We start from the raw sequence: 12,812 nt of genomic DNA, 5'->3' as shown, positions 1-12,812 counted from the left end.
AACCCTAACCTATAATTGAAAAATGGACCCAACTATGGGTTACAAACTATAAAAAGCAATACCAATCGTCGGAGAAGGCGTCTTTACCGCAAAAAACACAAAAGACGAATGCCTCAATTCCCAAGAATTGAAAACCAATAAAAAATCCCTTAACAAAAGGAATTAATGCAAAATAAGAATGCGATTTTCCAATGTCAATTACATCTCAAAACCTGTCCTGATCGTCTCAGCAATCGCAGCAAGTTCCTCTTGGCTGAGTTTGAGTTTTGGTCGGGAAAAGTTGATGTCGTCCATGGTGCGTAATGGGACTAAATGAACATGGACATGGGGAACTTCCAAACCGATAACCGCAACGCCGACCCGGGTACATTTGATGGTCTTGTCGATGGCTTTTGCCACCTTTTTTGCAAAAAGATGAAGACCTGATAGCGTAGCATCATCCAAATCAAAAATGTAATCCACTTCTTTTTTGGGGACCACCAGCACATGGCCCTTGGCCAAGGGCATGATGTCCAGGAATGCGATATAGTGCTCATCCTCAGCCACGATATGGGCGGGGATCTCTCTGTTGATGATTTTGGTGAAGATAGTTGCCATGGGTATCAATAAAAAAACCCGGAGCGGGGCCCCGGGAAAAAACATCTTAATATGTGATATCGAGGATTTCAAACTCCAATGTGCCGGCCGGAGCCTTGATCTGGGCGATTTCACCCACGGCCTTTCCCACCAGTCCTTTACCAAATGGAGAGCCAAGGGAGATTTTCCCATTTTTCAAATCAGCTTCCTCTTCCGAGACCAAAGTGTAGGAAACCGTCATTCCGTTTTTGACATTCTTGATTTTGACGGTACTTAAAATGCCCACCTTGGATGTATCCAATTTGGAATTGTCCATCACCCGTGCGTTGCCGACGATCTCCTCCAGTTTGGAAATTTTCAGTTCCAGCAGACCCTGCGCATCCTTGGCGGCATCGTACTCGGCGTTTTCACTCAAATCCCCTTTATCTCGCGCCTCGGCGATCTGACGGGCGATATCTATCCTTCCCTTGGTCTTCAATTCCTGAAGTTCATCCTTCAGTTTTTTCAGGCCTTCCTCAGTGTAATACTGCACTTTTCCCATTTTCTTTCAATTTACTAAGCCGTAGAAAAACAAAAGAACGGTCTCATTGCTGAAACCGTTTCTTTGTCTCCTTTTATATTTTGGATATTCAAAGGTAAGAAGATTAGCCCGACAAAGCAATCCAATACCAAAAAAGTGTCTTTTGCAAATTTCGCCAAACAACGATTTAGGAGAAATGGGCACGGATTTTCTCTACCAATACCTCGTTGATTCTCTGGTAAGATTGGTGCGTCCAGCCCGCTATGTGTGGGCTGAAGATGACGTTTTCCCTTGCTGCCAATAGTTCAAACCCCAGCTTTTGCCCCGGAGTGAAAGTCTCGAACTTCTCATTTTCCAAGACATCTAACACTGCCCCGCGAACCAATCCCCCATCCAGCGCCCTGTTCAAGGTTTCAAATGTAATAATCTCACCACGGGCCGTGTTGATCAGGTAAATGGGCTTCTGAAATTGTCTAATGACGTCGATTGTAAACCAATTTTTGGTTTCGGGTGTCAAGGGCACATGAAGGCTGACGACGTCTGCTTCTGCTTGCAATATTTCAAAACTGACTTCCTGCACAAAAGCATCGCCAAATCCGCGCTTGTATTTATCGTAAGCCAAAACCTTGACCCCAAATCCCCTGATCTTTTCGGCAAAAGCAGAACCCATGTTCCCATATCCAATGATGCCGACGGTCTTTCCGCCCAATTCCTCTCCCCTATTTTCTTCCCTTTTCCAAATGCCCTTCCGCACCTGTTGGTCCGCACGTACGGAATGATTGAACAAAGCCATTAGCATTCCAATGGCCTGCTCGCCTACGGCATCACGATTGCCCTCTGCGGCGTGGAAAAGCCGGATATCGCGCTGGGCAAGGTATTCCAAGTCGATCTTCTCCAGGCCTGCGCCAGCCCTACCGATAAACTTCAGCCGGCTTGCCTTGTCCAACAGCGGCCGATCCATCGGGGTTTTGGAACGAATTAGGATGCCTTCGTAGTCTCCGATTATCGAAAGGATCTCCTCCCTTTTTATCTCCGGCCGATAGTGTACCTCATGCCCATCCTGCTCGAGCATCGGGATGATCGAAATGTGCATATCGTCGATAATAAGGATTTTCATGGGAGATGGGATGGTTGTTGGTTATTGAGTTATTGGTTAATAAGTGAACGGGCAGGTAATTTGATGGAAGGGATTTTGTCTAGGTTATGATTCATGGGTATGCTGAATTGACGCGTAGACTGATATACAACTACCATTACTTCTCCATCATGCATTCAAACATCTGATAACTGATCTCAGCCAAATAATAACTGGCCACTTCATGCCTCCCGACCTCCGCAACTGAACACTATTTAACTTCCTTCAATCTAGGATTCAGCTCCAAGGGATGGGTATCTGATTTCTTACGCATCCGCATATTGACGATCTCAACTGCCAAAGAGAAGAATACAGCGAAATAGATGTAGCCCTTTTCAATCTCTTTGTGGAAGCCTTCCAGCAACAACATGAATCCGATCAGCATCAAGAAGGAGAGTGCCAAAATCTGCAATGTTGGGTGCTTGTTGATGAAGCGGCTGATCTTGCCCGCAAAGGCCATCATTACGCCGATCGATATGGTCACAGCGATGATCATAATCAAGACTTCTTTCACCAATCCGATAGCCGTCAAAATACTATCGAACGAGAAAACGAGATCCAGCAAAATGATCTGGAAAACGACTTTTGCAAAACCATTGGCTGAGTTCTTTTTCACCTCCTGCGGCTTACCTTCCATTTTATGGTGGATTTCAAGGGTGGCCTTGAAAAGCAAAAACAGTCCACCAAATGCCAATATTAGATCACGACCGCTCATTTCGAAGTCGTAAACCGTCAAAATCGGTTGGGTAAACTGGATGATATAACTGATACCCAACAGAAGCATAATCCTAAATACCAGTGCAAACAGCAGCCCAAGATTTCTGGCCTTTGCCTGTTGGGATTCCGGTAGCTTGTTGGATACAATTGAAATGAAAATGATATTGTCCACGCCGAGGACGATTTCCAAAAATGTCAATGTAGCAAGCGCAATCCAAGTTTCTGTTTGAAGGAAAATTTCCATAATAGATGTGGTTTAGACGCTGCGAATATAATTGAAAAAGAACCGTCAAAACATTCCTATTTGCCACTCTTCTGGCAAAAAAAGTACATGACTTTTGTTGTACGCTAGGTCTAGGTCAAAGCCTGCTGGCATTGAAGGTATCCCCTTGGCTAGGATCGCCGGTCTCATACCCCTTTTTGAACCAACGCATCCGCTGTTCAGATGTGCCATGGGTGAACGAATCCGGAACGACCCTCCCGGTAGCTTGCTTTTGAAGACGGTCATCACCTACCGATGACGCTGCGTTCAATGCTTCCTCAATATCACCTGGCTCAAGGATGTTGGCATATTTATCGGCATAATGGGCCCACACCCCTGCATAAAAATCCGCCTGCAGTTCCAGCCTGACCATCAGTCGATTGAACTCTGGTTCCGGCAACTTTTTGCGCATCGACTGCACCCTCTCGAGCGTGCCGTCAAGCAGCTGTACGTGATGGCCCACCTCGTGTGCGATCACATAGGCCTGCGCAAAATCCCCATGTGCACCGAGCTTCCGTCCCATGTCCTGAAAGAAACTCAAATCGATGTACACCTTCTCGTCGCCGGGACAATAAAATGGCCCCGAAGCCGAAGACGCAAACCCGCAAGCAGATTCAATGTTTCCCGAAAACAAAACCAATCTTGGCTCTCTATATCCCTCCATCAGTTGGTTCCAAACGTTTTCTGTCTCTGCAAGCACCACAGCAGTCATTTGTGCAAGTTCCTCCTCCTCGGGACTGGCTTGGAAATTGGTAGACTGTTGGGCGATCGGCGCGCCACCACCCGCAAACTGCCCAATCAAGGTCAATGGATTGGTGCCCGTAAGCCACATCACCAAAAAGAACCCAGCTACCAGAATCAGACCTGTTTTAGAAAAAAGCAACCTGCCCAATGCGCCAATCAGTAAGGGATTCATCCCACCACCTGCCCTGCCCATTCCGCCACCTGCCGACTGACCCCGACGGTCCTCCACATTTGTGCTTTGACGTCTGCCTTGCCATTTCATAATTGTAAGACTTTTAGTATTTGAAAAGCTACAAATTACGAATCAGGGATTGATTATTTCTAAGGCTTCAATTCTTTATTACAAAAAAATTCAATCCAAACCTCCCACCATCTAAAACCTCAATTTGCTGACACCAACTCAGGCTTTGGTGCTTCGACGAAGTACATATCCACTTCGCCTTTGTTCTTTGCCAAAATTTTGCCGCGGTAATGGCACTGGAAATAGTCTTTCACGAGCTGAAAGGTGGTTCCCGATATGTTGATTTTGCCTTCTTCGCTGCTGCTTTCCATCCGCGCGGCCAGATTCACGGTATCTCCCCAAATATCGTAGGCGAATTTTTTCAGGCCTACTATGCCCGCGACGACGTTTCCGGTATGGATTCCTATTCTTACCTCAAAAACAGGCTTACTCTCGGAAGCCCGCTTTTTGCCATGTTGGTCCATGAAATCCCTGATCTCAAGCGCGGCATTCACGACATTCACGGCGTGGCTATCATTGACTACCGGCAGACCGCCTACCGCCATGTAGGCATCTCCGATTGTCTTGATCTTCTCGATGCCGTAGCGCTGTATGATTCGATCGAATTCCTTAAAACAAAAATCGAGTTCCGAAACCAAATCGTCGGCACTCATATTTTCCGCAATGATCGAAAACCCTTTGAAATCGGTAAACATCACCGTCACGCTGCCGTATTTCTGCGCCTGCGCTGTACCTTTTTCCTTCAGTTCCTTCGCGATATCGCTGGGAAGGATGTTCAACAATAGCTCATCTGATTTTTCCTTTTCGGACTGAAGGTCGATAGTCCTTTCCATCACTTTGGATTCCAGATTGGCGTTGTATTCCTCGAGTCGCTTTTCGTTTATGCGGAGATTAGTCTCGGCAGCCTTACGCACCTCGACCTCCTGCATTAGTTGCTCGTTGAGTTGTGTGGTACGCTCAAGTAGCATGGCATTTTGTAGGGAAATGGCTGTTTGGGAGGCCATCACCTGAATAATTTCGACACGTTCATCCGTGAAAGCCCCTGGCAGAAGGCGATTTTCCAAGTAAAGATAGGCAAAAACAACCCCAGCATGCTTCAGCGGCATACATGCAACCGATTTCAATTGGTGCTGCAACACATAGGCCTCATTCGAATATGGCAACTTTGACCTCGCGTCTTCCAATACCAAAGTATCTCCTGTGCGCGCGACGTAATTGACGACGGCGTGGCTGATTTCATCAAAGTTGTCAAAATGTATTTCCTGCAGGACCTTGACCTCGTTTTTAGATACATCTAAAGAAGCTTTGATGATTTTGGTCCCATCCTCTTCTACAATCAAAAACGCCCGATCGGCACCGGCATTTTCCGTAATCAGATCCATAAGTCCCCTTAGAATATTTCCAAGGACCATTTCCCCCGAAATAAGGTTGATGGTCTTCAGGATCGTATTAAGGTCCAGATTCGTAGACTTGGCACCAATCTCCTCGGTAGAAATTACACCGTGGTACAACTCCTTCATCTGCTGAAGCTTCGCTTTCGCTCCCCATTTTGAATAAGCCTTGTAGGCATTTGAAAAATAGAACTCTGCGGCTTCATCCTGATTTTGGCGTCTCAGAAACTGTCCCGCTCGTTCCCATATGATGGCCTCGTCCTGGATATACCTGTTTTGCCTCGCAAACCTCAGCGCGTAGGTAAACGACTTGAGCGCCCCATCATAATTACCCAGCAAGCTTTCATACTCGGCATTCATCACTTCATATCTGTGGCGATAGTTGGACTCAGAGTACTTCAACAAACCCTTAAAGAACTTGAGGTTCTTTTTGGCGATCTTCAGGAGTTGCTTTTGTTCGTCCTTTGACCGTCTGCCAAATATCGGTGTGATGCAGAGGTTTTCATAAAAATAAAACAGGGTCTCCGTCACGGAACCCTTTACAGGTATCAGACAAGTCTTCTCCAGCGAACAGTATTTCCAGGCGATTTCATCCTGATTGAAAACCAAGGCGATCAGCTTTTTTTGTGCATAGAGATTGTGGTAGTAGAGTCCAAATTCGGCTACGTTTGGAAAACCGACCTCCTGCTCGTCGAATATCGGTCCCTTTAGAATTTCATAATCAGAAACGCCATCTACCAAGGAAGCTGCCGATTGCCTGAAAAGGGCGATCCGCTTGATTTGCATGATTTGGTTTAGCGGAGCGATCTGAAGGCTCAACAATTCACCTCTGCGGAGCAATTTTTCAAGCGGCATCCCTCCGTAGAAATACCAATAGATAATCAGTTGGCCAATAATTGAAGTAAATTCAAAATTTCCCGTTTCGAGCCCTTTTTTGAAAGCCTCCTCCAAATCCGGAATGCTGTCTGCCAGATGCTTGAGCCACTGGGCAATGAACATGATATAGGCCTGCTTGTTGAAAACAAACTGGCTTTCGTCTCCCAGGATATCCCCCAGTCTATTGCCCAATTGCCCCATTTCCAAGCCTTTTTCAATTTTGCCCATAAAGGCAATGTTGATATAGCCAAACACGACGAGGGCTACTGCGGACTTGGGCCCCAACCCGAACTTCAATGTCAGCCTAATCAACTCAAACATAAACAAAGGCACCAGATTCGGCTCAAGGAAATAGGCAGCCAAAGACAGGTGATGCATGATGGACATACAGATGATCGTCTTTTCGTCCGTGATCCTTGGCAGCTTTTCGATCTCTCCTTCCTTGAATCGGGATAAGCGGATATTGGTCATCAAATATCCAATCAGCACATCCACTTGGGATGGGTGCAGTTTCAAATTTATGTCACACTTTCTGAGGGCTTCTATTCCAACCTCAATGACCCTTTTCTGATTGTTGGCTACGTTTGCGTTGAGGATTTTAAGCTCAGCGAGTTTGAGCATATCCAGCACATCGGAGACGTGTTTATCCAAAAGTCCTGTAAATTGGTCAAAAAGCTCTTGCTTATTGCACTGGTTGGCCGCAATCGCCGCATGCAGGTACAAATCGTAGGTGAATTTCCGATCGAGTTCCCAGGAATTTTCAGGAAGAAGCTGGATGGCATTTTGAAAATATTGCAGTGCAAAAAGATAGGCAGTTGCATTTTGGGCCCTGACACCCGCCATGATATTCAATTCACAAAGCCGGTGCAACTCCGAAGGCTCGGTGATTAGGGCTTTTCCGAAATTCAACTGATTGGCGATATCAAAGATGCTTTCAGCCAACTCTTGGTCTGAAGCGTTTTCCAGGAGCAAGCGGCCGATTTTGAGGTGATGGCGTTGTTTGCCCAAGTCATCATTTAGGGAATAAAAAGCCTGTTGGACCCTGTCGTGTACAAAATACATGTATCCATCGTGACTTTCTATTACTAGATCAAGATCAACAGCGGGCTGCAAATCCTTTGAGATATTCGCCTTTTTTGAGCCAGTGATCACTTCCAGTTCCTCCAAGCGGAATTTGTTTCCTCTGCAGGATGCAAGTTTGAGGAGTGTCGCCGTGTCGTTGGGAAGTTCCTTGATGGTGTCCAAAAAAAGGTCTACAATATCACCATCCACATTGAAGTTGATCAACTCCTGTTCATCCCATTTCCAACTTCCTGATGCACTATCAAAGAAGAGCCTTTCACTGTTGTAAATAGCCTTTAAAAACTGAATCGCGAGCAAGACGTTTCCGCCGGATTTCTTGTCCACAATTTTCACCAAGTCATCCAAGGGCTTTTTTGACTTACCGAGACTGCTGGTGACAAGACGATAAATGTCCCCATATTGAAGGTTAGTGAGGTGGATTTCCTCAGGTTGGAAGCCCATTTCCCCGATTTCCATTTTGAATTGGAGAAACAAATGCCCTGTAGTGACCTCATTGTCGCGATAGGCTCCCACCAGCAGGATGTTTTGAATTTCATTGCTGGTAAGAATATTTCGCATCAAAGACAATGATGAAACATCGCTCCATTGCAAGTCATCAATGAAAATCACGAGCGGTGTTCCTGTTCTTGAAAATACCTGAAAGAAATTATTCATCGCATAATTGAACCGCAGTTGGGCTTCAAGACCATTCAACACAGGTAATTCGGGTTCGTTTTCAAGTATACTTTCCAGTCCAGGAATCACATCATAAAGAACCCTACCAACCGGATGCAATAGCCGATGGAATTCCTCCTTCCATTTCATAAGGTTTTCCTGATTCATCATCAGGAGTTGCGCCATCAGCCTGCCCAAAGCCTGTGAAAAAGCCGCATAGGGCGTATCGGTTTTCAGTTGATCGAACTTGCCTGAAGTAAAAAGTCCGCCCTCACTGAGTACCCTGCCATAAATGCTTTCGACCAAGGCTGACTTTCCTACACCTGAATTGCCGTAAACCAGTGTCAATATCTTCTCGCCTTCCATCACACGATGGAATGATTGTAGCAATTGGTTGATTTGAACTTCCCTTCCAAACAATTGATCGGTCGTCCTTAAGACACCTGATGCGTCGTTGGTACCGAGTTCAAACTTTTCGGCTACACCGCTTGACTCAAGTTGATGCAATACTTCTTCCAAGTCATGCACCACGCCTATCGCCGAATGGTATCTGTTTTGCAGGTCCTTTTCGAGCATCTTGAGAATGATGTCTGCGAACGCTAGTGGCATATCAATGGACTCAGCAGGATTTCTTGGTGTCAATGCGATATGTGCATGGATTTTCGCCGCTCCTTCTTTGGATTCGAAGGGTGCAAAACCGGTAAAAAGCCAATAGAACACCGCTCCCAAAGAATAGATATCGGTATAAAATCCGATGGATGCACCTATTCTTCCGGTTTGTTCGGGCGCGATGTAATCTTGGTCGGCCTCGGGGAATGTCAGTCGATGTTGAAGGCCAATCTTCCCTCTAATCTTGGCAGCCATGCCAAGACTGATGAAATAGATCCGGTGTGTGCTCTTCTCAATCAGGATATGGTCTGGATTGAGGTTGAGATGGACCATGTCCTGCCGTTGAACTTCTGCAAGTCGCTTCGAAATTGCAATGCAAACCCTCAGTTTTTCCCCGAAGCTTGGATTGGTAGCTGCAAACTCACGAAGCGTCTTCCCATGCACAAATTGGAGCTTGAGGCGGATTTCAGCATTGTCTCCCTCACTTCCCAAGACTTTCCTGAATCCATCTATGTGTTGACCAACGAATGAAGCTTCGTTATTGGACTTCATCAGGGCAACTTGGGAAATCGACACCTGCGAAGCCTTTTTTAGGGCAATGTTTTGTTCCAGAAATGATTCTGAATGCAGAATATCGAAGAATTTGCCTTCATAGAGGACCTGCCACTCCATCGGATATTGAAATTAGGATGACTGTTTTTTCATTCTGGCCATGCGATCGCTAGGTTGCCAAAAATTCTACACTTAGCCAGAAATAAATATAGTATGATTTTCTTTCGCATACACTTAAAATAAAATTCTGCCACGAAAATAAGTTGCCTAATTTTTACCTACCTTCATGATGTTTCCACTACAAATCCTAGCTATTAACTTTTTCACCAATCGAAAAAATGGCAACCACAGCTTCCAAAAAAATTGGCCACGAGTACCCCTCCGCCGACGAAGATACTATCGCAGCGAGAATGGTCGGGGAATTTGAGGCACAGGTCACGCGCCTATACAAAGACAAAAAAATGCTTAGGCAAGTACACACCAAGATGCATGGCTGCGTCAAGGCAACTTTCAGCGTCGAAAAAAACCTGCCTAAAGACCTGAAAGTGGGCGTATTTGCCGAGGAAAAAGACTACCATGCCTGGGTGCGATTCTCCAATGGCAATACCATCCCTCAAAAAGACAGCAAAAAGGATATCCGCGGAGTCGCAATCAAGCTGCTAGGAGTGCCGGGTGAAAAGCTACTTCCCGATGAGCGACAGTACCAAACCCAGGACTTCCTCTTGATGAGCACCGAGACATTTTTTGCAAAAACCATCAAGGAACTCGATACACTTCTCAAGGCAGTGACCGCTGCCAGTAAGATCAAGTCACTTTTGTATTTCCTTAATCCGTTGCATCTGTCAACTGTCCTCAGGGTCAAAAACAGTATGGTCGCCTGTGAAAATCCACTTTCAATTCCTTATTGGAGTACACAGCCTTACCAGTTTGGCACAGTCAACCAAGCTGTAAAATACCACCTGCGGCCATCGCCCAACAACAATATCGTGGTCGAAAATACCACGGACTACAATTTCCTACGCTACAATCTTGCGCAAACCCTTACCGATAACATCGCCAAATTTGACTTTTTTGTCCAGTTCCAGACCGATGCGGATGCCATGCCGATCGAGGACCCTACGGTGGCTTGGACTTCGCAATTTGTCAAGGTCGCGACGCTGACTATCTACGCGCAGACTTTTGACTCCGAAGGCCAGCTCGAGTTTGGGGACAATCTGTCCTTCAATCCATGGCATTCGCTGCCCGAACACCGCCCACTAGGCAGTTTCAATCGGGTAAGAAAACGTGTATATGAAGTAATGTCCAAGTTCAGGCATGACGCCAACAAACTGCCGATGTTCGAGCCCGTTGACTCTGATGATTTCTTGTCCGATATCAACAAACCCAATACAAAGGTCACGATTGATCAACAAGTCCCAAAGAAGCATACCATCAGCACAACTGCCGAAGTGATCGTGAATTGCAGCAAGGAAAAGGCCTACATGTATGTATCAAGCGTCAAGGAGTTGCCCAATTGGCTGTTGAAAACGGGGCCGATCTATGGCATCATCAATGTGAAAACCCTGCGGGGCAACTGGGAAAATGTCGGTGACAACAGATATGTAACACGCGGGGATGGGGCCGCTCTTGTCGAGGAACTAATCACGGTCCATCATTTTTCCCACTACGCGTATCAGTCCACTGACTTCAGCGACGTCTTCAAACATTTTACGAACAAGACCTACGGGCAAATGTGGTTTGACACCGTGGACGGCAAGACAAGACTTCGTTGGACTTACACGTTTACCTACAAGAACTTCTTCGCCCGCCTAATCCTCGCCTTTTTTGCTCCGGTTTTCCTAAAAAAATACCTGCAAAACGGACTCAACAATGCAAAGGCATATCTGGAGGAATGACGACTAGGAAAGGTCAAGCTGAATTTTCCTTGAGGGGATCACTCCTGTCAATTCCGTGTAGACCAGTAAGAACGCCACTTGAGTCAGAGAATGCGTATTCTAAATCGTTGCCAAATACCGGATTGCGCTGATAGACGGAAAAAAGAAGTAAGCCCCTCCCCTTACGGTGATAAATCTTTGCAATCCTGAGATCGTCCTATTCACAGGGATGTCCTGAATGGTAAAATTCTGCTCCTCTCCCGGCTTGGGGTTTTCCTTGACTCCAATGATCGGATCGGGATCATTGTAGAGCTCTTTGATTTTGGGAAGATTTCCCCAGGTATATTGCAAGAACTCAAATTGCCGACTGATATCGGCATTGAAGCAAGTGAAAAGCAAGCCGACCTCACCCTCTGGTTTCCTGTTTAAAGGTGAACCCTCAAAAATCTGCCCATATAGCCTTGCTCTCCGAATGATCCTGTGCTGATTGCTGAGCTTCAGGGACTCCTTCACGCCATGGTCATCGACGCTGTCTCTGGGGTTGGTCCTTCGCAGGTGTGAACCAAAGGGACATTTAAGTCCATCGCTATCAAATTTTGCATAGCCAAAGTCATTGATATCACTGATGACGCCGGGGTCTTTGTCGGGAAAAAGCGTAATCGGTGCCCCGCTTTGCCAGCGTCCCATCATTTTTGCACCAAGCTTCAAACTCTCAGTTTCATTGATTGATCCGTCCGAATTTTTTGTTTTTTCATTCAGGAATGACCAAAATTTCTCCACATCCTGCTGCAGTTGCCGCATCACCATCATGGTACCGTTTCGTCCAAAGTCCTTCTTTCCACTCCCTTCGGCATCCGTTGAAAGCAGGTTCATATTGCCTTGGTTTTCTGTCAACAATGGGGTATCCGGATAAACCCCAAACTCGTTGCGGTAGCCATATATAAACTCGCCAGCCTTGACCACATCGTCCTTTGACCCTACTCTCCCTGAGCCCTCGATGATAGGTTGGGAGATGCCGTCCCGGAATCCAAAATGTTCCTTATTTTCTGGCTGCGTCGCCCCATCGATATAATGAACGACCTCCAAGCCCATTTCGGAGAATTGGGACGCCAACTGATCATAATAGCGCATACATGCGACTTTATCTCTGTCCAAATCATCTTCATGCTCCTTGTCCCTACCAAAAACCATCAGGCAAAGGTGAATTTCATCTGTCTTCGGGCCTCCCCAAATCCAGTTCTCCGGCGCGCTGCTATCTAAGTCTCCTAAAATTCGGGTCCGATGGGGAGAAACCATGCCCTCACGAAACTCCCTCGAAAAGGCAGAGAGATTTTGAGCTTTCATTCCCAATTTCTCTAAACCCGCGTGGGTAAACCCAATATTCAAATGGGTGTCATTGATTTCGGATTTGTCGGGAAAATGCTGCGCGGTCGTAAAATCAGGCCATGATAAAGACAACCATTTCCTAAATGCCCTAGGATCCGTGATCTTAATGTAAGCAAACCTGGAATACATCATGTGCGCATAGCCACGGACCACGTAACCTTGGATATCTTCGAGTTCTAACACGTTCATGGC

The 12,812-nt window shown here is 46.2% G+C and carries 8 protein-coding genes; 1 reads left to right on the top strand and 7 read right to left on the bottom strand.

What is annotated here, in order from left to right:
- Positions 1 to 198 precede the first annotated feature (198 nt).
- The 6 genes from L0U89_RS14410 to L0U89_RS14385 form a co-directional block, all read right to left on the bottom strand.
- Entirely contained in the window at positions 199 to 597 is a 399-nt protein-coding gene (locus tag L0U89_RS14410; RefSeq protein WP_234862155.1) for an HIT family protein, read from the bottom strand.
- Between the two features lie 46 nt (positions 598 to 643).
- On the bottom strand, positions 644 to 1,117 hold the full coding sequence (gene greA / locus L0U89_RS14405) for a transcription elongation factor GreA (protein ID WP_008626664.1): 474 nt from the start codon (positions 1,115 to 1,117) through the stop codon (positions 644 to 646).
- Between the two features lie 166 nt (positions 1,118 to 1,283).
- Positions 1,284 to 2,213 (bottom strand): 2-hydroxyacid dehydrogenase, encoded by a 930-nt coding sequence (locus L0U89_RS14400; RefSeq protein WP_234862154.1) that lies wholly within the window; start codon positions 2,211 to 2,213, stop codon positions 1,284 to 1,286.
- Between the two features lie 229 nt (positions 2,214 to 2,442).
- Positions 2,443 to 3,192, bottom strand: a complete 750-nt coding sequence (locus L0U89_RS14395; protein ID WP_234862153.1) for a TerC family protein — start codon at positions 3,190 to 3,192, stop codon at positions 2,443 to 2,445.
- A 115-nt stretch (positions 3,193 to 3,307) separates the two neighbouring features.
- On the bottom strand, positions 3,308 to 4,216 hold the full coding sequence (gene ypfJ, locus L0U89_RS14390) for a KPN_02809 family neutral zinc metallopeptidase (RefSeq protein WP_234862152.1): 909 nt from the start codon (positions 4,214 to 4,216) through the stop codon (positions 3,308 to 3,310).
- Between the two features lie 119 nt (positions 4,217 to 4,335).
- A complete protein-coding gene (locus tag L0U89_RS14385; protein WP_234862151.1) occupies positions 4,336 to 9,480 on the bottom strand; it encodes an adenylate/guanylate cyclase domain-containing protein in 5,145 nt (1,714 codons plus the stop codon).
- A 218-nt stretch (positions 9,481 to 9,698) separates the two neighbouring features.
- Here L0U89_RS14385 and L0U89_RS14380 point away from each other — a divergent pair, with 218 nt between their 5' ends.
- On the top strand, positions 9,699 to 11,255 hold the full coding sequence (locus tag L0U89_RS14380) for an SRPBCC family protein (protein ID WP_234862150.1): 1,557 nt from the start codon (positions 9,699 to 9,701) through the stop codon (positions 11,253 to 11,255).
- Positions 11,256 to 11,354: 99 nt separating this feature from the next.
- On the opposite strand, the gene L0U89_RS14375 is transcribed toward L0U89_RS14380, so the two are convergent.
- Positions 11,355 to 12,809: a Dyp-type peroxidase gene (locus L0U89_RS14375; RefSeq protein WP_234862149.1), complete on the bottom strand. Its 1,455-nt coding sequence runs from the start codon at positions 12,807 to 12,809 to the stop codon at positions 11,355 to 11,357.
- Positions 12,810 to 12,812 lie beyond the last annotated feature (3 nt).

Origin of the sequence: Mariniradius sediminis, assembly GCF_021491425.1 — a bacterium.
Classification (GTDB): Bacteria; Bacteroidota; Bacteroidia; order Cytophagales; family Cyclobacteriaceae; genus Mariniradius; species Mariniradius saccharolyticus.
The sequence above is the reverse complement of the archived record's forward strand: the minus strand, read 5'-3'. Positions and strand labels throughout refer to the sequence as shown.